Source organism: Agromyces sp. LHK192 (assembly GCF_004006235.1).
Taxonomy (GTDB): Bacteria; Actinomycetota; Actinomycetes; order Actinomycetales; family Microbacteriaceae; genus Agromyces.
In genome coordinates, this window is the sequence record NZ_CP034753.1 from 2,294,302 (window position 1) to 2,318,288 (window position 23,987).

Genomic DNA, 23,987 nt, shown 5'->3' on the forward strand with positions numbered 1-23,987 from the left:
GTTCTCTCTCTTCCTCAGGCCTGGGTTCCGCCGCCGCCGGTCACGTCGAGCGCGGACTCGCGGATGTGGTCGACGAAGCCGTACTCGAGCGCCTCCTCGGCAGTGAACCAGCGGTCGCGGTCGCCGTCGGCGTTGATCTGCTCGACGGACTTGCCCGTCTGGGCAGCGGTGATCTCGGCGAGCCGCTTCTTCATGGAGAGGATCAGCTGGGCCTGCGTCTGGATGTCGCTCGCCGTGCCGCCGAAGCCGCCGTGCGGCTGGTGCAGCAGCACTCGGGCGTTGGGGGTGATGTACCGCTTGCCCTTGGTGCCCGCGGTGAGCAGCAGTTGGCCCATCGACGCCGCCATGCCGATGCCGACGGTCACGATGTCGTTGGGCACGAACTGCATGGTGTCGTAGATCGCCATGCCCGCGGTGATCGATCCACCGGGCGAGTTGATGTACAGGTAGATGTCCTTCTTCGGGTCCTCGGCTGCGAGCAGCAGCAGCTTCGCCGCGATCTCGTTCGCGTTGTCATCGCGGACCTCGGAGCCGAGCCAGATGATGCGGTCCTTCAGCAGACGATCGAACACACCGGGCTGCAGTGACGGTTCGGCCATGGAATTTCGCTCCGTTTCGTTGTCGCGTTCACTCGAATCTATCCGGTGCAACACGGCCGAACGGGGCTGTTCGCCCTAGGCGGATGACGCGTCGGCGGTCGAGGCGTCCGGTCGCCGTTCCGGGGCTCCGTCGGCGCCGCCTTCCGGCTCGACGAGCGCCGCGGCGTAGGCCGTCATCGACCGCGTGTACCGGCGCAGGTGCGGTGCGAGCGCGGTCAGCGCGACGGATGCCCCTCGCGTCGGGTCGCCCGCGCTCACGAGCGCGAGCGCGAGGAACGCGGCGACCTCGTCGCGGTACGGCGCATCAGGGTGGTCGCGGTACTCGGCCTCGATCATCCGAAGCGCCTCGGCGACGTCGCCGAGGTTGCGGATGCTGCTCGCCAACTGGACGACCGCCTGCGGGCGGTGCTCATCGTCGAGTCCGAGCTCGAGCGCGCGCCGGTACAGCGGCACGGCGTCCTCCGGCAGCCCGGCGGAGTCCCTCGCGCCCGCGCGCTCGAAGGCGGCCCTGGCGTCGTCGTCGCCGCGTTCCGCGGCGATGGCGTCGATCCGCTCGATCACCTCGTCGTCGACGAGCGACCCCGCGGCCAGTTCCCAGACCTCGGCGATCCGCCGGTCCCAGTCGTCGGTCATCCGTGCACTCCTCCTCGAGATGCGGAAGGGCCGGATGCCGCGTGGCATCCGGCCCTTCCGGGTGGTTTCGTTACTCGGCGTCGGCCTGCTCGGCCTCGGCCTTCTTCTTGGTGGCGCGCTTCTTCGGAGCCGGCTTCTCCTCGACGACCTCGGCCTCCACGGCCTCGGCCTCAGGAGCGGCCTCGCCCTCGTCATCGGAACCGGCGACGGCCGTGAACTCCGACAGGTCGACGGCGTTACCAGAGGCATCCGCGACCTTCGCCTTGCCCAGCGCGATCGCGAGCGCCTTGTTGCGGGCGACCTCGCCGACCATCGCGGGGATCTGGCCCTGCTCGCTCAGGATCTGCACGAACTCGTTCGGGTTCATGCCGTACTGCGCGGCACCCTGGACGAGGTACTGCGTGAGCTCCTCCTGGCTGACCTGGACCTTCTCCGTCTCGGCGATCTTGTCGAGGAGGATCTGGGTCTGGAAGGCCTTGGTGCTCGCCTCGGTGACCTCGGCGCGGTGCTCGTCGTCCTCGAGGCGTCCCTCGCCCTCGAGGTGGCGGTGCACCTCGTCCTCGATGACGCTGTCGGCGATCGGGATCTCGACGAGCTCGAGGAGCTTGTCGACGAGGAGGTCGCGAGCCTGCGAACCCTGGCTGAACGACTTGTTGCGGGCGACCTGCTCCTTGAGCGAGTCGGTCAGCTCGGCGATGGTGTCGAACTCGCTCGCGATCTGGGCGAAGTCGTCGTCGGCCTCGGGGAGCTCGCGCTCCTTGACGGCGGTGACGGTGACGGTGATCTCAGCGGTCTCGCCCTCGTGGTCGCCGCCGAGCAGCTTCGACTCGAAGGTGGTGGTCTCGTCGGCGGTGAGCGAGTCGAGCGCCTCGTCGATGCCGGCCAGCAGCTCGCCGGAGCCGACCTCGTACGAGATGCCGTTGGCGGTGTCGACCTCGGTCTCGCCGATCTTGGCGACGAGGTCGAGCGTCACGAAGTCGCCCGTCTTCGCGGGACGATCGACCGTGATGAGGGTGCCGAAGCGGCTGCGGAGGCGGTCGAGCTCCTGCTCGACCTCGTCCTCGGCGACCTCGACGTCGTCGACGACGAGCTCGAGGCCCTCGTAGGCGGGCAGCTCGATCTCGGGACGAACGTCGACCTCGATGGCGAGGAGCAGGTCGCCCGAGAAGTCCTTCTCGTTCGGCCACTCGACGATGTCGGCGGCCGGGCGGCCGAGCGGGCGCAGCTCGTGCTCGGCGACGGCGGCGCGGTAGAACCCGTCGAGGCCCTCGTTGACGGCGTGCTCGAGCACGGCGGCCTTGCCGACGCGCTGGTCGATGACGGGCGCCGGGACCTTGCCCTTGCGGAAGCCCGGGACGTTGATCTGCTCGGCGATGTGCTCGTACGCGTGGGTGATGCTGGGCTTCAGCTCCTCGGGCGTCACCGAGATGGTGAGCTTGGCGCGCGTCGGGCTCAGCTTCTCAACCGAAGTGGTCGGCATGGGGAAGATCTCCTGTTGTGTGGAAGTTCGTGTCGAGCCTGCACGACTCGTCGGGGCGACAGGATTCGAACCTGCGACCTCCCGCTCCCAAAGCGGGCGCTCTAGCCAAGCTGAGCTACGCCCCGAGTCGCTACTCAACTCGTCGGCCCGCCCGCGCAGGCATGCCGGAGCATGCGGGAGCGAAGATGGGCCCCCGAAAGTCTACTGCACGCAGGCGGTGCCCAATCGCCGGGTTCGGATCCCGGTCACATCGTCTCGACCCATCCGGCCCGCCAGTCGGCCGGCGCGAACGGCGACGCCCAGTACGCCGACTCGTGACGGATGCGCCCGTCGCGGATCTCGAAGACGAACACCGCATCGAAAACCCCGCCGTCTCCGTAGTCGGCGACGATCTCCGCCACCCAGAGTTCGCCGGAGCCGCGGATGCGCCGCGGCGTCAACGTCGGCAGGCCCGGGAACGCGGCGTACACCGCCCGTCGGTTCGCTCCCCCGACGATCCGCTCGCGTGACTGCGGCCACTCGATCACGACGTCGTCGTCGAACACGGCGTCCATCGCGTCGAGGTCTCTCGCGTTGATCGCGTCGACCAGCGCCTCGATCGTCGCGCGTCCGTCCATCTCGTTCTCCTTCGAACGGGTGACGCGCGGACCCCTCGTGCACGAACAGGTCTCGCGCGTGCACTACGATGTTCCAAGTGCCCGGATGCCGGGTGCTCGGGGATGTAGCTCAATGGTAGAGCCTCAGTCTTCCAAACTGATTACGCGGGTTCGATTCCCGTCATCCCCTCCCTTACCCGCGCAACGGATCAGCGTTTGCCCGTGCGACGACGTCGACCGCAGGTGTCACTAGCGGGTGCCAAGGGCTTATCCCCGTCGCTGCATCTCATGCGAGTTCGCCACGCACGAATTCGACGACTCGCGCCTCTCACCAAGAAACGATCCACAGCGAGTGCGTCTGGGGAAGACCACCTGTCCAGCCCGGCTACCATCCGAGCATGATCTCCCCCATGACCCGAACCGGGGTTCGACCAAATTCGACCCGCACGCTCAGCGCGATTGCGGGCTGCTTCGTTCTCGGCGCGTTGATCGCGGGCTGCACCAGCACGCCCGAGCTCGAACGAGCCCAGACGACCAGCTCGACCGGCGCGTCAGAGTCGGCGACGACTGAGGAGTCCGCCGCGGCCGATCCCGTGGGCGACGCCTCGAATTCGCCCTGCGGGCTTCTGGACGACGAAACCATCGCGGCGTTGATCGGTTCGACGCCCGCGGGGAACGAAGTCCAGGTCACGGGCACGGATCTGCCCGCCTGCCAGATCGGAAACACCTCGACTGGCGGCATCCAGGTCTCGCAGGTGCCCGCGGAGGATTGGGCGCGCTCGTTGCCGTCGGTGCTCGACAGCTTCCGCGCACTCCCCGACGGTGCGGTCGATCCCACCATGTTGCAGCAGATCGAGGGAGCAGCAGCGGAGCTCGAGGCCGGAGCAATCATCCCTGCGGACGAGGCGTGCGGCTATTTCAGCAGTCTCCTCGAACTGCAAGGCCGGGAGCCAGGCACAACCCTGTCCGTTTCGTATATCCCGGATCGCGAGTCAGCCATGGCCGTTTCAGCCCAGCAGTGCGTTTCCGGCACCTACACGACATTGCTCGTCGCGCGCGAAGGCATCTCAGCGGATCCGGCCATCATCGACCAGGTGACAATCGCGCTCGCTGGCCTCGGATGAGCGATCAGTTGACATAGCTCCCGGTCCCGACCGGCGCCGGGCGTCCGTCGCCAAGAACGTGGCGACCCGGCTCCGCTCCTGTTCGGCTCGGTCATCGTGGCTCGTCACCCTCGCTCCAGTGAATTCGAGTCCGCTCGCGGCGAAATCGCGCATGATCAGGCGTTGAGGCCAGCCTTTCCTCCCTTGAAATACGCCGCTATCCGCGTAGCGTTGTACCTGACATCGATCAGGAAGGTGGGCTCAGATGACCGACACCATTGCTCCGAAGACCGGGACCAACGCCGAGGTCGCCTCAGGGGTTGCGCAGTTCTTCACCCCGATCGTGCATGAGCTGATCGCGCTGGCCGTCAACGGCAAGCAGGCGCACTGGCACGTGCGCGGCCACAACTTCATCGAGGTGCACGAGTTCCTCGACGTGGTCGTCGACCACGCGCAGGACTGGTCGGACGAGGCCGCCGAGCGGATCATCGCTCTCGGGCTGCCGATCGACGCGCGCCTCGCCACCGTCGCGAAGGAGGGTGGCGCGGTCAACCCGAAGGCCGGATTCAAGCAGGCCGACGACACGATCGCCGACGTGATCGCGCAGATCGACGTCGCCACCGAGAAGGTGAACGCCGCGATCGAGGGGTTGGCCGAGCTCGACCCGTCGAGCCAGGACATCGCGATCTCGATCCGCCAGGGCCTCGACAAGGACCGCTGGTTCCTCGCCGCGCACCTCAGCGTGAGCTGACCGACGCGATCCCCCTGATCAAGAGGGGGTGCGTCGGGACGGGCCCGGGAGCAGAATGCCGGTATGACGGCAGCTGCTCCCGGGCCCGTTCCGTCTCCGGATGACGGCGACCGACCGGCGCCCGCGCTCTCCGATGCCCAGCGCGCGCTGCGCGCGCAGCTGCTCGCGACCGAACACTGGAGTCTGCTCGCGTCGCGTTCCACCACGCAGAGCGAGGTGCTCACCCGGATCGCCATCCTGCTGACACTCGTCTCGGCGGGTCTCGTCACGCTCGGCGTCCTGGGCAACGCGACCGCCTTCCGCGATTGGTCCGGCGCCGCCGCCCTCGGCGTGCTGTTCCTCCTGGTGCTGCTCGGGATCGTCACCCAGCTGCGCGTCTTCAACACGATGAGCGAGGATCTCGCGTACGTGCTCGCCATGAACCGGATCCGCGCCGCGTACGTCGACCTCGATCCGGGTGTTGAGCGATACCTGCTCACCGGGACCGCCGACGACCTCCAGGGTGCGACACGGACCTACTATCCGTTCGCCGTGCGCGACCGGACCCAGGTGCTCGCGAGCTCGGCAATGCTCGTCGTACTCACGACCTCGGCGATCGACGGATTGTTCGTCGGAGCGCTGCTCTTCACGCTCACCGCGTCGACGGGATGGGCGATCGGCGTCGGAACCGCCGTCGCCGTCGCCGCGATCGTCGCGTCGATGTCCCTCGGATATCGGAGCTTCGTGCGCGTCCAGCGCACGCACGTCCCCCTCCGGCGGACGCCCGGCACCGGCTCGGTCTGAGCGGGAGCAGCCGGTCCCGTGCCCAACAGCGCAGCGCGTCGCCTACCGTTGCAACCAGGCGAGCACGGCGAGCACGCGACGGTGGTCGGTGCCCGAGTCCTCGAGCCCGAGCTTCTGGAAGATCGCGGTCACGTTCTTCTCGACCGCCCCGACGCCGATGAACAACTGCGCGGCGATGCCCGAGTTGGTGCGCCCTTCCGCCATGAGCTCGAGCACCTCCCGCTCGCGCGGAGTGAGCGACGTGAGCGGGTCGGCGCGCCGCGACAGCAACTCGCGGACGACCTGGGGATCGAGCACCGTGCCGCCGGCGCTGATCCGCTGGACGGCGTCCTGCAGTTCGTCGAGCGACGCGACCCGGTCCTTCAGCAGGTATCCCATGCCGCCCTCGCCGCTCGAGAGCAGCTCGTGCGCGTAGGTCCCCTCGACGTACTGGCTGAGCAGGAGGATGCCCACGCGCGGCGCGCGACGGCGCAGCTCGATCGCGGCCCGCACTCCCTCGTCGCGGAACGTCGGCGGCATGCGCACGTCGAGCACGACGACGTCGACGGCGGAGTCGTCGAACTCGGCGAGCAGCGCGTCCGCGTCACCGTACGCGGCGACCGTCTCGAAGCCGGCTTCGTCGAAGAGCCGGACGAGCCCCTCGCGGAGCAGTACGGAGTCCTCGGCGAGGCAGATGCGCAGCGGCCGTCCGGCTTCGGTCATCCCCCCAGCGTAGCGAGGGTGGATGCCCCGGCCGAGGCATCCGCCGACGAGGTCACGCCTGCGTCACCGGGACGTAGGGGATGTGCGCGCCGACCGAGGTGGGCCCGCCGACCGGACTTTCGACGACGAGCATGCCGCGCAGGCCGCGGACGCGCTCGTCGAGCCCTGCGAGTCCGTGTCCTTCGGCAAGGGATGCCCCGCCGCGCCCGTTGTCCGTGACCCAGAGGTCGAGCCACCGACCGGCGCGGCCCGTGTCGCGGACTGCGACGCGCACCCGCACGGCGGAGGCATCCGCGTGCTTGACGGTGTTCGTGAGCAGTTCCGCCGCGATGAAGTAGGCGTTGCGCTCGATCGATGCGGGCAGGTCGGCATCTGACGGGAGCAGGTCCTCGAGGGTCACCGGGATCGGACTGCGTGCGACCATCGCCGAAAGCGCCGACGACAGCCCGCGGTCCTGCAGGAGCGGCGGCGCGAATCCGCGGGAGAGCGCCCGGAGTTCGTCCAGTGCCTCACGAGCGGTCTCGCGGGCCTCGCCGACGAGCGCCTTCGCCTGCTCCGGGTCGTGGTCGAGCCGGCGCTCGATGGCCGCGAGATCCATCTGGAGGCGGACGAGACGCTGCTGCGGGCCGTCGTGGATGTCCCGTTCGAGCCGGCGGAGCGAGGCGTCCTCGGCCTGCACCGCGGCGCCGCGAGATGCGGCGAGCGCCACGACCTCCCGCTCGAGCGCCTCGGAACGCCAGGCCCCGAGCAGACCTCGGGCGATGACGTCGTGCAGCATCGTCAGGCCGCGGAACACGAACGGCAGGGTGAGCAGGAAGACCGCGCCGAGGATGAACTCGAAGACCAGTTCGCCGACCCGGAGGTCGTGCGAGAGGTCGGCGGCCGGGAAGAACCGTTCGAGGATCCACTCGTGCAGGAAGAACTCCCGGCCCCCGCTCGGGGTGAGGGGCTCCCAGAGCCAGGCCGTCAACCCGCCGAGGCTCCCCGCGAGCCACGTGATCGTGAGGCTCCAGGTGACGACGCTGACGATGGGGTTCACGATCAGGACGTGCAGCAGGTACAGCCAGTAGTGGCCGTCGGCGAACGGCAGGAACGTCGCGCGCCAGAAGCTCGTCTCGTGTCCGCCGCGCGACCACTCCGGTTGCTTGATCGCCGGCCGACCGGCCCAGCGGAGGCGGTGCAGCTCGAGCATGCCGAATCCGCGCGCGACGTAGAGCGCCGCGACGGTGATGAAGATGCCGATGACGATCGCGATGAGACCGACGCCCGTGGAGAAGAGCGCCCATGTCACGATGCACCAGAGGACGGCGAGCGGCATCGTGAGGATGAGGAAGCCGAGCTCGCGCGGAACCGAGGCCCACAACGCGCCGTAGCCGCGGGCGGCCGGGCCCGGGACGGCCGGGCCCGGGACCGCCGGCTCCGTCTCCGCCGCCGCGGTCGCGTCGGATTCCCGGGGGCTCGGCGGAGCCGAGGTGGTCGGGGTCGCGTCCGGTGTCGTCATGATCGGTCTCCTCGGTCATGGTCGCATGGCGCGACCGCTTGAGGGGTGGGGAATCCGTGCATGTCCCCAGCGTCGCGTGCCCGTGGACTCGGGCCAATCCGGCCCGCGTCCGGAACCCGACGGGGGTTCTCCCCCGCATGCGCCCGCAGCATGCGCCCGCTCGGCGAGGCCGCGGTCAGTCCAACGTCGACGTCGTGACCCGTCCGGCGAGGAACGTCGCGGCGACCGGCATCCGCCGGAGTTCATCGACGGATGCCGCGTACGGGTCGGCCTCGACCACCACGAGGTCGGCGACCTGGCCGACGCGCACGTCGGCCCCTGCGCCGTTCGTCGACGCGGCCAGCGCGGCGCGGACGTCGATCGCCTGCTCGGGATGCCACGGCTCGCGGCCGTCGCGTACGCGGCCGACGGCGGCGGCGATCGCGACCCAGGGGTCGAGCGGGGCGACCGGGGCATCCGATCCGAGGGCGAGCTCGACTCCGGCCTCGTGCAGGTCCGAGAGCATGAACGCGCGGTCGGTGCGACCGGCCCAGTACCGGTCGGCGACGTCGCGGTCGTCCATGGCGTGCTCGGGCTGCACGCTGGCGACGACCCCGAGCCGGGCGAATCGCTCGACGTCGTCGCGGCGGAGCAGTTGCGCGTGCTCGATCGATCCCGGACAGCCGACCGCCTCGAACGCGTCGAGCACGCGTGCGTTGGCGCGGTCGCCGATGGCGTGCACCGCCGGCGTCAGCCCGCCGGCATGGGCGCGGCGCATCAGCGGGACGAGTTCGTCGTACGGCACGGTCGCGAGGCCGTGGGGATGCGCGTGCCCCTCGAGCCCCGGGTACGGGTCGAAGCACCAGGCCGTGCGCGTGTTCAGCGAACCGTCGGTGATGATCTTCGCGCCGCCGACCGCGACGAGCCCGCCGGTGCCGTCGATCGCGTCGCCGGTGCGAAGGCCCTCGGCGAGCGCGCGGTCGAGGTGCTGCGGGTAGACGCCGAATGCCACCCGGAGCGGGAATCCGCCGCCGGCTGCGCGCCGCGCCCAGTCGTCGCGGTTCCAGCGCATCTCGTAGTCGGTGATGCCGACGATCCCGCGGGAGGCGGCGCGGGATGCCGCGTCGGCGACCCACTCGTCGAGCAGGTCGTCGGCGACGTCGTCGAGTTCGCGCACGAGGGCGAAGCAGGCGTCCTCGCGGAGCACGCCGTCGTCGGGGAGCTCGATGCGGTGCCGGCGGGCGGCCGCGTGATTCAGCCAGCAGGCGTGGAGGTCGGCCGAGACGAGCACGACGGGCACGTCGCCGGCAGCGTCGTCCAGCATGGCCGCGGTCGGGGCATCCGGCCACAGCCCGTCGCGGTAGCCGAACCCGGCGACCTCGGTCTCGCCGCGCGCGACGGCGGCTGCGGCGAGCGCGGCGGCCTCGGCGGCGCTCATCGCACCGGCGAGGTCGATCCGCCGCGACACCATCGCCCATTGCGAGGCGTGCACGTGCCGGTCGTGCAGGCCCGGGAGCACGAATCTCCCGCCGAGTGCGACGCGTTCGGCGGGTCGGGTGCTCGAGACGGATGCCTCACCGTGCGGCAGCAGTCCAACCACGGCGCCATCGCGGACGACGAGGTCGACGACGCGGTCGGCGCCGGGCAGCCGCGCCTCCTCGAGCACGAGCGAGCCCGTGGTCATGCGCCCGCTCCCGTCGCGGCCGCTCGTGCGGCGCGGAGCAGGGCGTGCGTACGCCGCATCTCGGCCGCGAGTGCCGCGTCGGCGTAGGGTCCGTCGCCCTCGAGCTCGGCGATGATGCGGTCGACGGTCTCCGCAGGGCGGTTCTGGCTCATCTTGTTCTTCGCCGAGAACCTCGTGATCGGGATCCGCAGCCCGACGGTGCCGCCGGCGATGCGGTCGGCGTACGCCGAGTTCTCTGCCGTGCCCCGCATGCGGCGCGGTTCGGGCATCGCGTCCTCGAAGTGGTCGACGAGGGCTTCGAGCACACGCAGGTTCTCGTCGGCGTCCAGCAGTTCAGGCGTGCCGTACAGGTGGGCGGCGACGAAGTTCCAGGTGGGCACGGCGGGCTTCGCGTCGTACCACCCGGGCGAGATGTAGCCGTGCGGCCCCTGCACGATGACGAGCACCTCGTGGCTGCCGAGTTCGTGGAGCACCTCGTCGGGACGGCCGACGTGGGTCAGCAGCACGATGCCGTCCGCGGTCTCATCGAGGAGCACCGGGTAGTGGGAGGCGACGAGGCCGGAGGCATCCGTCATGCTCACGATCGTCATCCACGGGTGCTCGCGGATGACCCGCTTGACGGCCTCCTCGCTCGCGAGGGTGAAGCTGGGGTTCTGGCGCATGGTGCTCGCTTCGACAGGTTCAGGGGTGGGCGGCGGACGTTCCGATCAGGCCTGGCAGTACGGGCACCAGTACAGCTTGCGGGCGCCCATCTCCTCGAGCACCACGTTCGTGCCGCAGACCCGGCACGGCAGGCCCTCGCGCTTGTACACCCAGTGCCGGTCGGCGCGGTTCGCCATCGCGGCACGGTAGGCCTCGGGTTCGAGGTCGTCCATCGTCATCATCTGCCCCGTCTCGACGCCGATCCGCAACAGCTTCGACCAGTCGGCCCAGAGGTGCCGCACGTGCTCCTCGGGCACCAGCTTGCCGGGCGTGTGCGGATTCTGGCGGGCGCGGAAGAGCATCTCGGCTCGGTAGACGTTGCCGATGCCCGAGACGACGGACTGGTCCATGAGCAGCAGGCCGATTGGCGTGCCGCGCTTGCGGATCGCCCGGGTGAACCGCTCCTCGGCCTCCGGGCCATCGTCGAGGAGGGGGTCGGGGCCGAGCTTCGCGACGACCTGCTCGACCTGCGCCGGGTCGAGCACCTCGCAGGCGGTCGGCCCGCGGAGGTCGGCGCAGATCGTGTCGGTGAGCAGGCGCACGCGCACCTGGCCGACCGGCTCGGGCGGGAAGACGTCGAGGCCGCCGCCGTCCTTCTCCGACTCCGACATGCGCAGCCTCGCCCGGCGCGGAGCACCGATGGACGTGAGCGAGTTCTCGCCGGCGGAGTCGAGGATGGCGTCGTCGCGGGCCACGCCGTCGGGATTCGGGCCGTCGAGGAAGGTGCCGCGCTGGTTGGTCTGCCCCATGCGCCCGTTCGCCGAGGCGATCGTGGCGTCCATCAGGATGTCGCCCGCGAAGTCCCACGCACCGTACATGCCGAGGTGCACCCGCAGCCACAGGTCGCCCTCGAAGCCGAGGAACATCTGCTTGCCGATGGCCCGGGCATCCGTCATGCGCTTGCCGTCGAGCTGCGCGGCGCCGGCGGCGAAGCGGCCCTGCGGGCTCGACGCGTGCACCACGTGGCCGACGAAGTTCCGTTCGAACTGCCGGGTGATGCGATGGACGGAGTGGCCCTCGGGCACCGGTCAGGCCTCTGCGGAGGCCGTGTCGACGCCCTTGCCGGCGATGTCGCCGGTCTGCTCGTACTCGGCGAGCTGCGCGATGCGGCGCACGTGGCGCTCGTCGCCCGAGAACGGCTCGGCGATGAAGGCGTCGATGTAGCGGATCGCCTCCTCGACGGTGTGCTGGCGTGCGCCGATCGAGATGACGTTGGCGTCGTTGTGCTGGCGGGCGAGGATCGCGGTGTCCATGCTCCAGACCAGCGCCGCGCGGATGCCCTCGACCTTGTTCGCGGCGATCTGCTCGCCGTTGCCGGACCCGCCGAACACCACCCCGAGTGCGCGAACCCCGACGGCCTGGTCGCGGGCGACCGCGAGCGCAGCGTTGATGCAGAACGCCGGGTAGTCGTCGAGCGCGTCGTACTCGACCGGGCCGTGGTCGACGACCTCGTGACCGGCGTTGGTCAGGTGGTCGAGGAGGGTCCGGCTGAACTCGAGGCCGGCGTGGTCGGTCGCGATGTGGATGCGCATGCAGGCAAGTCTAGGGAAGCCGGGAAGGCTCGGATCCCCCGGTCCAGCGCAGGCGGCGTCCGTGCGGCTGCGCCCACGCGACCTGCGTGCCGTCGAGTGCGAGCACGAAGTCGGCCGGCTCGTTCGGCACGTCGTCGCGGACCCGGATGCCGGGCGTCACGGTGCGGCCCTCGGCGGAGATCCAGTGGCCGGGCAGGCCTCGCACCTGCTCGGCGAACCGCTCGCGCGCGTCGGGCTCCAAGTACATCAGCACGGCCGTGTGGAAGACCACCAGCGTCGCGTCGCGCGGAGCCTCGGCCGCCAGCGCGTCGAGCCGCTCGGCGAGGTCGCCGGCGACGATCCGGGGAGGGTCGGCCGCGGCGAGCGCGGCCGCAGCCCGCAGGCGACGCCGCCGGTCGTCATGCTCGGGCCAGACGAGCGCCTCGAGCCAGGCGACGTCGTCGGCGTCGCGGACGTCGAGCGGGTGCAGGTCGATGCCGCCCCGCCAGACGACCTCGGGCAGCCGCCCTGGCACCGGGGTCGCCGCGTCGACCTCGCAGTCGAGCACCACCGGGCTCGGGCCGTCGGCGGGCTCGAGCGGCGGATGCCCCGAGTAGCGGTAGCCGAACCGGTCGGGGTAGAGGCACAGCCCGGCAGAGGCGCCGACCTCAAGGAGGGCGAGCGGGCCCGGGAGCCCTGCGAGCACGGGCAGGTGCAGCGCGCTCCGCGCGGCCTCGTTGGTCTGCGTGGCATGGGTCAGCGCCACCTCGCGCACGTCGGCCCAGTTCCGGTGCAACCAGTCGCGGAATCCCCCGTAGCGGCCGGTCGGCGCATCGAGGAACCGGGCTGCCGAGAAGACCAGGTTCGGCTGACGCTTCGCCGCGGGGAGTTCGTCGATGAGCGCGATCGTCGGCGGATCCTCGGCGATGCCCGACGCCCAGTCCTCGTACGTCGCCGACATGCCCCGCGCCTCGACCTCGGCGAACACGCGGTACCGCTCGGCGGTCGTGGCCGAGGCATCCGTGCTCGATGGCATACCGCGACCGTACTCCCACCCCTCGGGCGACGCCCGCGCGGTTAGGCTGGTGGACGTTGCCCGCGGCCACGAGCCGCGGGCGAGGCATCCGTTCGACGCAGATGGAGACTTGCACGTGCCTGGAGACAACCTCACCCGGATCGAAGCCGAAGAGCGGGCCGCGCTCGTCACGGTCCACGACTACGACGTCGTGCTCGACGTGACGCAGGGGCCCGACCTGTTCCGCACCACGACCACCGTGCGGTTCGGAGCGAGCGCGGGCGCCTCGACCTTCATCGACGCGATCACCGCCGCGGTGCACTCGGTCACGCTCAACGGCCGCGAACTCGACCCGGCCGAGGTCAGCGACGGCGTGCGCATCCAGCTGCCCGACCTCGCCGACGAGAACGTGCTGGTCGTCGACGCCGACGGCCGCTACATGCACACCGGCGAGGGGCTGCACCGGTTCGTCGACCCGGTCGACGGCGAGGCGTACCTCTACACCCAGTTCGAGGTGCCCGACTCGCGGCGCATGTTCGCGGTGTTCGAGCAGCCCGATCTGAAGGCGGCGTTCCGGTTCACCGTCACGGCGCCCGCGCACTGGGAGGTCGTGTCGAACCAGCCGACGCCCGAGCCGACCGACGTGACCTCGACGAGCTCGACCGACGGGGCGGCCAGGACCTGGGCGTTCGAGCCGACGCCGCGCATCTCGAGCTACATCACGGCGCTCATCGCCGGCCCCTACGACGTCGTGCGCGACGAGCTCACCAGCGCCGACGGGCGCGTGATCCCCCTCGGCGTCTTCGTGCGCCGCAGCCTCGCGCAGTACCTCGACGCCGACTACGTCTTCGAGAAGACGAAGCAGGGCTTCACCTACTTCGAGGACAAGTTCGGCGTGCCGTACCCGTTCGCGAAGTACGACCAGCTCTTCGTCCCCGAGTACAACGCCGGCGCGATGGAGAACGCGGGCGCGGTGACGTTCACCGAGGCGTACGTCTTCCGCTCCAAGGTCACCGACGCGATCCGGGAACGCCGGGTCGTCACGATCCTCCACGAGCTCGCGCACATGTGGTTCGGCGACCTCGTCACGATGAAGTGGTGGAACGACCTCTGGCTGAACGAGTCGTTCGCCGAGTGGGCGTCGACCATCGCGACCGCCGAGGCCACCGAGTGGCACGAGGCGTGGACCACGTTCAACTCGATGGAGAAGGCCTGGGCCTACCGGCAGGACCAGCTGCCCTCGACCCACCCGATCGTCGCCGAGATCCGCGACCTCGAGGACGTGCTCGTCAACTTCGACGGCATCACGTACGCCAAGGGCGGCTCGGTGCTCAAGCAGCTCGCCGCGTGGGTCGGCATCGACGCGTTCTTCGCCGGCGTCGGCGCGTACTTCCGCAAGCACGCGTGGGGCAACACGACGCTCGCCGACCTCCTCTCCGAGCTCGAGACCGCATCCGGTCGCGACCTGTCGGCGTGGTCGAAGCTGTGGCTCGAGACCGCCGGCGTCAACACGCTGCGCCCCGAGATCCAGACGGATGCCTCGGGCGCCATCACCGCGTTCGCGGTGCTGCAGTCCGCACCGGCCGACTACCCCACGATCCGCCCGCACCGCCTCGCGATCGGGTTCTACAACCTGCAGGACGGCGTGCTCGTGCGCGAACACCGCGTCGAGCTCGACGTCGACGGCGAGCGCACCGAGGTGGCCGAACTCGTCGGCCTCGCCCGCCCCGACCTGGTCCTGCTCAACGACGACGACCTCGCGTACGCGAAGATCCGCCTGGACGAGCAGTCGCGCCGGGTCGCGCTCGAGAACCTCTCGAACTTCGCGTCGCCGCTGGCGCGCGCGCTCGTCTGGAGCTCGGTCTGGGACGCCACGCGCGACGGCGAGACCGCCGCGAGCGACTACCTCGAGCTCGTGCTCGGCAACGTCGCGAGCGAGACCGAGTCGACGACGCTGCGCATCGTCATCGCCAACGCCCTGCTCGCTGCGAGCTCGTACGTCGACCCCGGCAAGCGCGCCGACGCACGTCGCGCGCTGGCCGACGGGTTCTGGACGCTGTCCCAGTCCGCCGAAGCGGGCGGCGACGCCCAGTTCCAGTTCGTGAAGGCGTTCGCCGCGATCGCCGAGTCCGGCTCCCACGTCGAGGACCTGCAGGCCCTCTTCACCGGCGAGCGCACCCTCGACGGGCTCGACATCGACACCGACCTCGGCTGGGAGCTGCTCATCGCCCTCGTCGCCGCGGGCCGTGCCGGCGACGACGACATCGACGCCCGCCTCGCCGAGGACAACACGGTCACCGGCCAGGAGTCCGCCGCGCACGCACGCGCCGCGATCCCGACCGCCGAGGCGAAGGAGCGGGCATGGGCCTCGCTCATCGACGTCGACACCGCGACGAACTCGGTCGTGCGCACCACCGCGGCCGGCTTCCTGCGTGCCGCCGACCGCACCCTGCTCGAGCCGTTCGTCGACCGGTACTTCGCCATGATCGGCGAGGTGTGGGAACAGCGCAGCTACGCGATCGCCGAGAAGCTCGTCGACCTGCTCTACCCGGCGCCGCTCGCGAACGCGGCGCTCGTCGAGGCCAGCCACGCCTGGCTCGCCGGCAGCGCCGACTCCGCTCCGGCGCTCCGCCGCCTCGTCGTGGAGAACGTCGCCGGTGTCGAGCGCGCGCTCGCGGCGCAGGCGCGCGACGCGCAGTAGGCCGCGGGCTGCAGGCCGCCGCGACGGCGGGTGGTACCCCGGTACCACCCGCCGCCGCCCGCGAACCATCCCCTCGGCCGACGCGACCGATCCACGCATTCCGTAGCGTCGAACGCATGATCACCGCAACCGCGCTCACCAAGCGCTACGGCGCGAGAACCGCCGTCGACGACATCACGTTCACCGTGCAACCCGGGCAGGTCACCGGCTTCCTCGGACCGAACGGGGCCGGCAAATCGACCACGATGCGCATGATCGTGGGACTCGACCGACCGACCTCCGGCACGGTCACGGTCGGGGGCCGCCCATACGCCCAGCACCGGGCTCCCCTGCACGAGGTCGGTGCGCTCCTCGACACGAAGGCCGTGCACACCGGTCGTACGGCCGAGAACCACCTCCTCGCGATGGCGGCGACGCACGGCATCGGTGCTCGCCGGGTCCGCGAGGTCATCGAGCTGACCGGTCTCGAGTCGGTCGCGCGCAAGCGCGTCGGCGGCTTCTCGCTCGGCATGGGCCAACGTCTGGGCATCGCGGCGGCCATGCTCGGCGATCCGGCGACGCTCATCCTCGACGAACCGGTCAACGGTCTCGATCCCGAGGGAGTGCTCTGGGTCCGCGAGTTCGTGCGCCACCTCGCCGGAGAGGGACGCACGGTCTTCCTCTCCTCGCACCTCATGAGCGAGATGGCGCTTACCGCCGACCACCTCATCGTGCTGGGCCGCGGCAGGATCATCGCCGACGCACCCGTCGCCGACATCATCGCCGGCGGCATGCAGACCAGGGTCAGGGTGCGCTCGCCGCATGCCTCGCAGTTGGCCGATCTCGTCGCGGCGCCCGATGTCGCCGTCATCCGGTCCGAAGCCGGCGTGCTCGAGATCACCGGGTTGGCGGCATCCGTCATCGGCGACCTCGCCCTCGCGAACGGCATCGCGATCCACGAACTCTCCCCGCAGCAGGCGTCGCTCGAGGAGGCGTACCTCGCCCTCACCTCGGACGTCGTGGAATACCGGACGGAGGCCGTCCGATGACCGCGATCAGCACCTCGGCCCTGATGCGGCGGCCGGCGGGTTCCCGAGAGCCCCGACTGACCTTCGGCGGCGTGCTCGCCTCCGAATGGGTGAAACTCCGCAGCCTCCGGTCGACCGTGTGGTCGTACGCGATCGTCGTGGTGATCTCGCTCGGCATGGCGGCCCTCATGTCGTTCAGCATGCTCAACGGCGCCGCCGGCGAACTCGACGTCGCAGCCATGCCCGCGGAGCAGCAGCGCGACCTGGTCATCCAGTCCGCCACGTTCGGCACGTACTTCGGGCAGCTCGTCGTCGGGGTGCTCGGGGTGCTGGTGATCAGCGGCGAGTACACCACCGGAATGATCCGGTCGACGCTGACGGCGGTGCCGAAGCGCCTGCCCGCGCTCGCCGCGAAGGCGATCGTGCTCGTCGTCGCCACCTTCGTCGTCGGACTGGTCGCGAGCGTCGGCGGCTACCTCACGGCGTCCGCGGTCCTCGGCACCGCGCTCGACCTGCTCGACCCGGTCACGGCGCTGTCGATCGCGGGCAGTGCGCTGTACCTCGCGCTCGTCGCGGTGCTCGCCCTCGGCATCGGCACCATCCTGCGGTCGAGCGCGGGCGGCATAGCCGCGGTGCTCGGGCTGCTGCTGCTCCTGCCGACCGTGCTGATGCTGATCCCGGCGGACTGGGCGACGGACGTCGGGCTCTACCTCCCGTCGTCGGCGGGTCTCACGATGTTCACCGCCGTCGGCGCCGACGACGCCGCGATGGTCGGTCCGAACGCGTGGCAGAGCCTGCTCGTCGTGGTCGCGTGGGTGGCGGCTTCGCTCCTCGGCGCCTCGGCGCTGCTGAAGCGACGGGACGCGTAGAGTCCTGCCCATGACGGACGCACCGTTCTCCCCCGGCCGCCCGGCACCGGCGGTCGGGGGAGAACTGCGTCTGCCGAAGCCGCCGGGCGTCATCCGGCGGTTCTGGGCGCGCCATCCGCGGCTGACCGACGCCCTCATCGCCGCCGCCTACGTCGTTCCCAGCCTCGTGATCATCGTCGGGGCCACGACCGTGGCCGACGGCCCTGCCACGGGCGCGGTGGTCGCCCATGTGGTGGGCGTCGCCGGGGTCGGCGCCGCGTTGGTGGTCTTGCGTCGCAGCCGACCGTGGCTCCTCATCGGGATCGCGTGGGCAGCGTGCCTGCTCGCCGCGCCTGCCGGCGCCAGCGACGTGTTCGCCGTCGTGTTCGCCCTGTACGCGCTCGGCGTCTACCGATCGACGAAGTCGGCGTGGCTCGGCTTCGCCGGTTCGGTCCTGGTCGCGACGGTCGGCGCATACCTCGAGGCCGTCACCGGAGCGATCCCCGACGACGGCCCGGTCGCGGCCTCCGGCCAGTACGTGGTCTTCCTGCTCATCGCGACGCTCATCGGGATCACGGTCGGGAACCGGCGGCGCTATCTCGAGGCGCTCATCGCACGGGCCCACGACCTCGCCCGCGACCGCGACCAGCAGGCCCGGCTCGCCGCGGCCGAGGAGCGCGCCCGCATCGCCCGCGAGATGCACGACATCGTCTCCCACGGCCTCACGGTCATGGTGACGCTCGCCGACGGTTCCGCGGCGACGGTGCGACGCGATCCGGACCGCGCGGCCGAGGCCATGCGCAACGTCGCCGAGGCAGGTCGCGACGCGCTGGCCGAGATGCGCCGCATGCTCGGGGTGCTCTCCGAACCCGATGGCGATCGCGCCGAGCTCCGGCCGCAGCCGGGCCCTGCCGAGATCCCCGATCTCGTCGACGGGTTCCGCGATGCCGGCCTGCCGGTGCGACTCACGACGACGGGGCCGCCGATCGTGGATCCGGCCCTCGGCCTCGCGGTCTACCGGATCGTGCAGGAGGGGCTCACGAACGCGCTCCGGCACGGAGCCCGGGCGAGCCGAGTCACCGCGCGGATCGAGCATCGCGGCGATCTCATCGAGATCCTCGTCGAGGACGACGCCTCGCCGGCGGACCCCGGCACGCCGACGATCGAGCCCGCCGGCGCCGGGCGCGGTCTCGCCGGCCTGAAGGAGCGGATCGCCTGGTACGGCGGATCGCTCGAGGCCGGCCCCCGCGGCGGCCGCGGATGGCGGCTGCGCGCGACGCTCCCGACCCCGAACCCGGAGGCCGACCGATGACCGACCAGGCGAGCCGGCGGCCGGACCGCACGCACGGCGCGGTCGTGCGTGTCGGCCTCGTCGACGACCAGGCGCTCGTCCGCACGGGATTCCGCCTCCTCCTCGAGGCCGAGCCCGGCATCGAGGTCGTCGGCGAGGCCGCCGACGGCGGCGGAGCCATCGACCTGGTGGAGGCCACGGCCGTCGATGTGCTGCTGATGGACGTGCGCATGCCCGGCATGGACGGCATCGCCGCGACCGGCGAGCTCAGTGTGCGGCATCCGGACACGCGCATCCTCGTCCTGACGACGTTCGACCTCGACGAGTACGCGTTCGCGGCGATCCGCGCCGGCGCCAGCGGATTCCTGCTGAAGGACGTCCGACCGATCGAGCTCGTCTCGGCCATCCGAACCGTCCACGCCGGCGAGGCGGCACTCTCGCCGCGAGTGACGCGCCGCATGCTCGAACTCTTCGCCGCGGATCTCCCGGCCGGCGACGGGCCGGCGCCGCAGGCGCGGAGCGCGCTCGAAGACCTGACCTCGAGGGAGCGCGAGATCCTGCTGGGCATCGCGGAGGGCCTCAACAACACCGAACTCGCCGAACGATTCTTCCTGTCCGAATCGACGGTGAAGACGCACGTCGGGCGGGTGCTGCAGAAACTCGGCGCCCGGGATCGCGTCCAGCTCGTCATCCTCGCGTACGAGTTCGGCCTGCTGGATCAGCCCGGGCGCCGCCCGCCTCGATAGGCTTGCCGGGCGCCATCCCCCCGACGAAAGGGCACGTCAATGCCTGCTGCCAACCTCACCCGTTCGGAAGCCGAGGAGCGGGCCGGGATCGTCGGCACGCCGAGCTACGAGGTCGTGCTCGACCTCACGGGCGACGCGGCGACCTTCCGGAGCGAGACGACCGCGCGCTTCACCGGCGTCGAGGGCGCCTCGACCTTCATCGAGGCCTGCACCGAGCAGGTGCACGAGATCGTGCTGAACGGCCGGGCGCTCGATCCGGCCGGCGTGAGCGACGGCACGCGGATCCGGCTCGACGGCCTCGCCGCGCAGAACGAACTGCGGGTCGTCTCGACCTGTGCCTACACCAACACCGGCGAGGGACTGCACCGTTTCACGGACCCCGTCGACGACGAGACCTACCTCTACACCGAGTTCGCCGTCGCCGAGGCGAACCGCGTCTACGCGGTCTTCGACCAGCCAGACCTGAAGGCGGGTGTGCGGTTCACGATCACGGCGCCCGCGTACTGGACGGTGCTCTCGAACGCGCCCTCGCCCGAGCCCGTGCCGGTTGCCGGCGCCGTGGGGAGCGGCGACGAGGATGCCGAGGGCGGGGCATCCGACACGGCGACCTGGTCGTTCGAGACCGGGCCGGTGATCTCCAGCTACATCGTCGCCATCATCGCGGGCCCGTACGAGCGCTGGAGCGGCATCGCCACGAGCGTCGACGGCCGCGAGGTGCCCCTCGGGCTCTTCACCCGGCGTTCGCTGGCCCAGTACGCCGAACCGGACGTCATGTTCGACCTGGTCCGCCGCGGCCTCGAGTTCTACGAGCACGCGTTCGACGCGCCGTACCCGTACGGCAAGTACGACCAGATCTTCGTGCCCGAGTACAACTGGGGCGCGATGGAGAACGTCGGCGCCGTCACCTTCAACGAGTCGTACCTGTTCCGAGCCCGCGTGCCCGAAGCCCGGCGCGAGCAGCGCGCGATCGTCGTGCTCCACGAGCTCAGCCACATGTGGTTCGGCAACTCCGTGACGATGCGCTGGTGGAACGACCTGTGGCTGAACGAGTCGTTCGCGACCTGGGCGTCGACGCTGGCCACCTCGCAGATCACCGAGTTCTCGGGTGTCTGGGCGACGTTCGCGAGCGATGAGAAGGCGCACGCCGCCGAGCAGGACCAGCTGCCGTCGACGCATCCCATCGTCGCCGAGATCCGCGACCTCGCCGACGTCGAGGTCAACTTCGACGCGATCACCTACGACAAGGGCGCCTCGGTGCTGAAGCAGTTGGTCGCCTGGGTCGGGCTCGAGGCGTTCCAGCGCGGGGTCGGCGCGTACCTCCGCGCCCACGGCGGCGGAAACGCGACCCTCGCCGACCTCCTCCGCGAGCTCGAGCTCGCATCGGGCCGCGAGCTGTCGACGTGGTCCGCGGTCTGGCTCGAGACCGCGGGCGTGAACACGCTGCGCGTCGCGCTCGACGTCGACGACGAGTCGGGCGTGATCCGCTCGGCCAGGGTGGAGCAGGCGGCTCCCGTCGAACGGCCGACCCTGCGACCGCACCGGCTCGCGATCGGCTGCTACGACCTCGTCGGCGGCCGACTCCTGCGCACCCACCGCGTCGAGCTCGACGTCGACGGCGCATCGACGCCGGTCCTCGAACTCCAGGGACACCACCGGCCGGACCTGCTGCTCGTGAACGACGACGACCTGACCTATGCGAAGGTCCGGCTCGACGCCGACTCGTTCTCGACCGCGATCGACCACCTCTCGGAGCTCGGCGACCCGGTCGCGCGCGCGGTCGTGCTCGGATCGGCCTGGGACGCGGTGCGCGACGCCGAGTTCGCCGCAGGCGACTACGTCCGCCTGGTCCTGCGCAACGTCGGGCACGAGTCGCAGTCCTCGACTCGCGGGCTCACGCTCGCGCGGCTCGAACTCGCGATCGGCCGCTACGTCGCCGAGGAGCACCGCGACCTCGTCGCCGCCGAGGCCGGCGACGCCGTCTGGGCGCAGGCCGCGCTCGCCGAACCCGGCTCCGATGCGCAGCTCCAGTTCGCGAAGGCGTTCACGAGGCTCGCCTCCACGCCCGCGCACGCCCACGTGCTCGGCTCGCTCCTCGACGGACACGAGGCGCTCGACGGCCTCGAGATCGACCTCGACCTGCGCTGGGAGATCGTGATCGCCCGGAGCGCCCTCGGCGCGTCCGCCGCCGGCGAGATCGACGCGGCACTCGCGCTCGACGACACCGCCAAGGGCCGACAGCTCGCCGAGACGGCTCGCGCCGCGGCGCCCGACGAGACGACGAAGGCGGCTGCGTGGCATCGCGTCGCGACGGATGCCTCCCTCTCGAACGACCTCGCACGCGCGGTCGCCGACGGCTGGCGTCGCGCAGCGCCCGCCGCACTGCTGGCACCGAGCGTCGAGGGCTACTTCGCGATGCTGCAGCAGGTGTGGGCGCAGCGGTCCTCGACCATGGCCTCGCTCATCGTCACGCGGCTCTTCCCGAGCCCGCTGGTCGACGAGCGGCTCGCCGAACGGACGCGCGTGTGGCTCGCGGCGAACGACGGCCCGGCGCCGTTGGTGCGACTCGTCTCGGAGCAGCTCTCCGAGCTCGAACGCGCCCTCGCGGCTCGGGCGTTCGACGCCCGGGCGTTCGAGGAGCTCCCAGTCGCCGATCGATAGGATTTCCGGATCATGCGATTCGAGTCCCCCGACGAGCTGCCTTCGACCGAACCGACGACCGTGCTGAACACCGACTTCTTCAGTGTGATCTCGACGTGGTGGTCCGAGAACTGGGCGATCATGCTCGGCCAGCTGATCTCGATCATCCTCATCGTCGTCATCGCGCTCCTCATCCGCTGGGTGCTGCACTTCGTCATCGACCGGGTCGTGCAGCAGATCGTCACCGGCGTCAAGAAGAAGCAGGACGTCACCGACACGCAGGCACTGCAGGCGTCGCCCCTCGCCACCGTGCGGCTCGTGCAGCGCACGCGCACCCTCGGGTCGGTGCTCACGAACATCGTCAACGTGACCATCGGCATCATCGTCGTGCTGATGATCGTCGCAACGCTCAACCCGAACATCCTGGGCTCGTTCGCGCTGCTCTCCGCCGCGATCGGCGCCGGCCTCGGCTTCGGCGCCCAGAACATCGTGAAGGACGTGCTCAACGGCCTGTTCATGGTCATCGAAGACCAGGTCGGGGTCGGCGACGTCGTCGATCTGGGACCGGCGACCGGCATCGTCGAGGAGGTCAACGTCCGCGTGACGAAGATCCGCGACGTCAACGGGACGCTCTGGTTCGTCCGGAACGGCGAGATCCTCCGGGTCGGCAACATGTCGCAGGGCTGGGCCCGGGTCATCCTCGACGTCGCCGTGCCGTACGACGCCGACATCGAGGCCGTCGAGGCCACGCTGATGAAGACGGCGACCGAGTTCGCGCAGACCCCGAAGTGGCGCTCGCGGATCCTCGAGAAGCCCGAGATCTGGGGGCTCGAGTCGATCTCCTCCGAGGCGATGGTCATCCGCGTCGTCGTGAAGGTCCGCACGTCGTCGAAGGACGACATCGCCCGCGAACTGCGGGTGCGCATCAAGAACGCGCTCGACGCCATGGACGTGAAGCTGCCCAGCCTGAACGCGGTGGTGCTCAGCGGATTCGACGCGGCGACCCGGGTGAAGGGCACCAAACCGCCGCGGACCGCCCCGAACGCCGTGCTCGCATCCGAGGCCAAGGCGAAGCCCGCGAAGAAGCCGCTGCTCCCCCGCGGACCGCGTGCGCCGAAGGATCCGCCGAGTACGCCGAGCGGCAGCACATCGGGCGGAGGCTCCGACGCATGACCGATCGCGAATCCGCCGACGACCGCGCTGCGGGGTCGGTCGTGCCGCCCGAGGCATCCGGCCCGGCTCAACCGGCGAACGTGCCGCTGCGCAGCAGCGAGCACGGCGCGGCACTGGGAGACTCGTTCTACGACCAGGTCGGCGGGTCGGCGACCTTCGAGAAGCTCGTGAACGAGTTCTACCGCGGCGTCGCCGCGGATCCGGTGCTCAAACCCATGTACCCCGAGGAGGACCTGGGCCCCGCGGCCCTGCGCCTGCAGCTCTTCCTCGAGCAGTACTGGGGCGGCCCCGGCACCTACAGCCAGGAGCGCGGCCACCCGCGCCTGCGGCTGCGCCACCAGCCGTTCAAGGTGAACCCCGACGCCCGCGACCGTTGGCTCGCGCACATGCGCGCCGCGGTCGATACGCTGGACCTCCCCCCGCTCGCCGAGGAGGTCCTCTGGGACTACCTGCAGCGCGCGGCGTTCGCGATGGTGAACACCTTCGAGGACTGATCCCGGCTCCGGCGCCCACCGGAGCACGCTGCACCACCCGACACGCCCTGA

The 23,987-nt window shown here is 70.7% G+C and carries 22 protein-coding genes and 2 tRNA genes; 12 read left to right on the plus strand and 12 right to left on the minus strand.

Annotation, left to right across the window (positions count from 1 at the left end; genetic code table 11):
• Window positions 1-14: 14 nt before the first annotated feature.
• The 5 genes from ELQ40_RS10315 to ELQ40_RS10335 form a co-directional block, all read right to left on the minus strand.
• Window positions 15-641 (minus strand): ATP-dependent Clp protease proteolytic subunit, encoded by a 627-nt coding sequence (locus ELQ40_RS10315; RefSeq protein WP_255424726.1) that lies wholly within the window; start codon window positions 639-641, stop codon window positions 15-17.
• Between the two features lie 33 nt (window positions 642-674).
• Entirely contained in the window at window positions 675-1,232 is a 558-nt protein-coding gene (locus ELQ40_RS10320; RefSeq protein ID WP_127793607.1) for a tetratricopeptide repeat protein, read from the minus strand.
• Window positions 1,233-1,302: 70 nt separating this feature from the next.
• Window positions 1,303-2,712: a trigger factor gene (gene tig, locus ELQ40_RS10325; protein WP_127793608.1), complete on the minus strand. Its 1,410-nt coding sequence runs from the start codon at window positions 2,710-2,712 to the stop codon at window positions 1,303-1,305.
• 50 nt (window positions 2,713-2,762) lie between these two features.
• Window positions 2,763-2,837, minus strand: a tRNA-Pro gene (locus ELQ40_RS10330).
• A gap of 120 nt (window positions 2,838-2,957) precedes the next feature.
• On the minus strand, window positions 2,958-3,329 hold the full coding sequence (locus tag ELQ40_RS10335) for a nuclear transport factor 2 family protein (RefSeq protein ID WP_127793609.1): 372 nt from the start codon (window positions 3,327-3,329) through the stop codon (window positions 2,958-2,960).
• A gap of 98 nt (window positions 3,330-3,427) precedes the next feature.
• Between ELQ40_RS10335 and ELQ40_RS10340 the strand changes: the two genes are divergently transcribed.
• The 4 genes from ELQ40_RS10340 to ELQ40_RS10355 all read left to right on the plus strand — a co-directional run bounded on the left by ELQ40_RS10340 (window position 3,428) and on the right by ELQ40_RS10355 (window position 5,945).
• Window positions 3,428-3,498, plus strand: a tRNA-Gly gene (locus tag ELQ40_RS10340).
• 208 nt (window positions 3,499-3,706) lie between these two features.
• Window positions 3,707-4,432 (plus strand): DUF3558 domain-containing protein, encoded by a 726-nt coding sequence (locus ELQ40_RS10345; protein ID WP_127793610.1) that lies wholly within the window; start codon window positions 3,707-3,709, stop codon window positions 4,430-4,432.
• A gap of 244 nt (window positions 4,433-4,676) precedes the next feature.
• Entirely contained in the window at window positions 4,677-5,162 is a 486-nt protein-coding gene (locus ELQ40_RS10350; protein WP_127793611.1) for a Dps family protein, read from the plus strand.
• Between the two features lie 63 nt (window positions 5,163-5,225).
• Window positions 5,226-5,945 carry a hypothetical protein gene (locus ELQ40_RS10355; RefSeq protein WP_127793612.1) on the plus strand — a complete coding sequence of 240 codons (720 nt, stop codon included), beginning with the start codon at window positions 5,226-5,228 and terminating at the stop codon, window positions 5,943-5,945.
• Window positions 5,946-5,987: 42 nt separating this feature from the next.
• Here the strand turns inward: ELQ40_RS10355 and ELQ40_RS10360 are convergent, their stop codons facing one another.
• From ELQ40_RS10360 to ELQ40_RS10390, 7 genes are all read right to left on the minus strand, one after another.
• Entirely contained in the window at window positions 5,988-6,647 is a 660-nt protein-coding gene (locus ELQ40_RS10360; RefSeq protein ID WP_127793613.1) for a response regulator transcription factor, read from the minus strand.
• A gap of 52 nt (window positions 6,648-6,699) precedes the next feature.
• Window positions 6,700-8,148, minus strand: a complete 1,449-nt coding sequence (locus ELQ40_RS10365) for a sensor histidine kinase (RefSeq protein ID WP_127793614.1) — start codon at window positions 8,146-8,148, stop codon at window positions 6,700-6,702.
• A 175-nt stretch (window positions 8,149-8,323) separates the two neighbouring features.
• Complete coding sequence (locus ELQ40_RS10370) at window positions 8,324-9,811, minus strand: amidohydrolase (protein WP_127793615.1); 1,488 nt, start codon at window positions 9,809-9,811, stop codon at window positions 8,324-8,326.
• Complete coding sequence (locus ELQ40_RS10375; protein ID WP_127793616.1) at window positions 9,808-10,473, minus strand: FMN-binding negative transcriptional regulator; 666 nt, start codon at window positions 10,471-10,473, stop codon at window positions 9,808-9,810. The genes ELQ40_RS10370 and ELQ40_RS10375 overlap by 4 nt, the downstream gene beginning before the upstream one ends.
• A gap of 45 nt (window positions 10,474-10,518) precedes the next feature.
• Entirely contained in the window at window positions 10,519-11,538 is a 1,020-nt protein-coding gene (locus tag ELQ40_RS10380; RefSeq protein WP_127793617.1) for an Fpg/Nei family DNA glycosylase, read from the minus strand.
• Between the two features lie 3 nt (window positions 11,539-11,541).
• Window positions 11,542-12,045, minus strand: a complete 504-nt coding sequence (locus tag ELQ40_RS10385; protein ID WP_127793618.1) for a ribose-5-phosphate isomerase — start codon at window positions 12,043-12,045, stop codon at window positions 11,542-11,544.
• Window positions 12,046-12,055: 10 nt separating this feature from the next.
• Window positions 12,056-13,060, minus strand: a complete 1,005-nt coding sequence (locus ELQ40_RS10390) for a DUF2332 domain-containing protein (protein WP_127793619.1) — start codon at window positions 13,058-13,060, stop codon at window positions 12,056-12,058.
• A gap of 115 nt (window positions 13,061-13,175) precedes the next feature.
• Between ELQ40_RS10390 and pepN (ELQ40_RS10395) the strand changes: the two genes are divergently transcribed.
• The 8 genes from pepN (ELQ40_RS10395) to ELQ40_RS10430 all read left to right on the plus strand — a co-directional run bounded on the left by pepN (ELQ40_RS10395) (window position 13,176) and on the right by ELQ40_RS10430 (window position 23,936).
• Window positions 13,176-15,740 (plus strand): aminopeptidase N, encoded by a 2,565-nt coding sequence (pepN, locus tag ELQ40_RS10395; protein WP_127793620.1) that lies wholly within the window; start codon window positions 13,176-13,178, stop codon window positions 15,738-15,740.
• A 116-nt stretch (window positions 15,741-15,856) separates the two neighbouring features.
• Entirely contained in the window at window positions 15,857-16,768 is a 912-nt protein-coding gene (locus ELQ40_RS10400) for an ABC transporter ATP-binding protein (protein WP_127793621.1), read from the plus strand.
• Window positions 16,765-17,616 (plus strand): ABC transporter permease subunit, encoded by an 852-nt coding sequence (locus ELQ40_RS10405; RefSeq protein WP_240665736.1) that lies wholly within the window; start codon window positions 16,765-16,767, stop codon window positions 17,614-17,616. The genes ELQ40_RS10400 and ELQ40_RS10405 overlap by 4 nt, the downstream gene beginning before the upstream one ends.
• A 10-nt stretch (window positions 17,617-17,626) precedes the next feature.
• The gene (locus ELQ40_RS10410; RefSeq protein WP_127793622.1) at window positions 17,627-18,907 is read left to right on the plus strand and encodes a sensor histidine kinase; all 1,281 of its coding nucleotides are present in this window, start codon (window positions 17,627-17,629) and stop codon (window positions 18,905-18,907) included.
• The gene (locus tag ELQ40_RS10415; protein ID WP_205649317.1) at window positions 18,904-19,632 is read left to right on the plus strand and encodes a response regulator transcription factor; all 729 of its coding nucleotides are present in this window, start codon (window positions 18,904-18,906) and stop codon (window positions 19,630-19,632) included. Before ELQ40_RS10410 ends, ELQ40_RS10415 begins: the two co-directional genes overlap by 4 nt.
• 39 nt (window positions 19,633-19,671) lie before the next feature.
• Window positions 19,672-22,290, plus strand: a complete 2,619-nt coding sequence (gene pepN, locus ELQ40_RS10420) for an aminopeptidase N (RefSeq protein WP_127793624.1) — start codon at window positions 19,672-19,674, stop codon at window positions 22,288-22,290.
• A gap of 12 nt (window positions 22,291-22,302) precedes the next feature.
• Window positions 22,303-23,442, plus strand: coding sequence for a mechanosensitive ion channel domain-containing protein (locus ELQ40_RS10425; RefSeq protein WP_127793625.1), 1,140 nt, complete (start codon window positions 22,303-22,305; stop codon window positions 23,440-23,442).
• A complete protein-coding gene (locus tag ELQ40_RS10430; protein ID WP_127793626.1) occupies window positions 23,439-23,936 on the plus strand; it encodes a globin in 498 nt (165 codons plus the stop codon). Before ELQ40_RS10425 ends, ELQ40_RS10430 begins: the two co-directional genes overlap by 4 nt.
• Window positions 23,937-23,987 lie beyond the last annotated feature (51 nt).

Coding starts and splice junctions, on each gene's coding strand:
- ELQ40_RS10345 (WP_127793610.1), top strand. CDS start 3,707: ATGATCTCCCCCATGACCCGAACCGGGGTTCGACCAAATTCGACCCGC.
- ELQ40_RS10370 (WP_127793615.1), bottom strand. CDS start 9,811: ATGACCACGGGCTCGCTCGTGCTCGAGGAGGCGCGGCTGCCCGGCGCC.
- ELQ40_RS10355 (WP_127793612.1), top strand. CDS start 5,226: ATGACGGCAGCTGCTCCCGGGCCCGTTCCGTCTCCGGATGACGGCGAC.
- ELQ40_RS10360 (WP_127793613.1), bottom strand. CDS start 6,647: ATGACCGAAGCCGGACGGCCGCTGCGCATCTGCCTCGCCGAGGACTCC.
- ELQ40_RS10350 (WP_127793611.1), top strand. CDS start 4,677: ATGACCGACACCATTGCTCCGAAGACCGGGACCAACGCCGAGGTCGCC.
- ELQ40_RS10400 (WP_127793621.1), top strand. CDS start 15,857: ATGATCACCGCAACCGCGCTCACCAAGCGCTACGGCGCGAGAACCGCC.
- ELQ40_RS10425 (WP_127793625.1), top strand. CDS start 22,303: ATGCGATTCGAGTCCCCCGACGAGCTGCCTTCGACCGAACCGACGACC.
- pepN (WP_127793624.1), top strand. CDS start 19,672: ATGCCTGCTGCCAACCTCACCCGTTCGGAAGCCGAGGAGCGGGCCGGG.
- ELQ40_RS10410 (WP_127793622.1), top strand. CDS start 17,627: ATGACGGACGCACCGTTCTCCCCCGGCCGCCCGGCACCGGCGGTCGGG.
- ELQ40_RS10335 (WP_127793609.1), bottom strand. CDS start 3,329: ATGGACGGACGCGCGACGATCGAGGCGCTGGTCGACGCGATCAACGCG.
- ELQ40_RS10430 (WP_127793626.1), top strand. CDS start 23,439: ATGACCGATCGCGAATCCGCCGACGACCGCGCTGCGGGGTCGGTCGTG.
- ELQ40_RS10390 (WP_127793619.1), bottom strand. CDS start 13,060: ATGCCATCGAGCACGGATGCCTCGGCCACGACCGCCGAGCGGTACCGC.
- ELQ40_RS10415 (WP_205649317.1), top strand. CDS start 18,904: ATGACCGACCAGGCGAGCCGGCGGCCGGACCGCACGCACGGCGCGGTC.
- ELQ40_RS10375 (WP_127793616.1), bottom strand. CDS start 10,473: ATGCGCCAGAACCCCAGCTTCACCCTCGCGAGCGAGGAGGCCGTCAAG.
- ELQ40_RS10405 (WP_240665736.1), top strand. CDS start 16,765: ATGACCGCGATCAGCACCTCGGCCCTGATGCGGCGGCCGGCGGGTTCC.
- ELQ40_RS10320 (WP_127793607.1), bottom strand. CDS start 1,232: ATGACCGACGACTGGGACCGGCGGATCGCCGAGGTCTGGGAACTGGCC.
- ELQ40_RS10385 (WP_127793618.1), bottom strand. CDS start 12,045: ATGCGCATCCACATCGCGACCGACCACGCCGGCCTCGAGTTCAGCCGG.
- ELQ40_RS10365 (WP_127793614.1), bottom strand. CDS start 8,148: ATGACGACACCGGACGCGACCCCGACCACCTCGGCTCCGCCGAGCCCC.
- tig (WP_127793608.1), bottom strand. CDS start 2,712: ATGCCGACCACTTCGGTTGAGAAGCTGAGCCCGACGCGCGCCAAGCTC.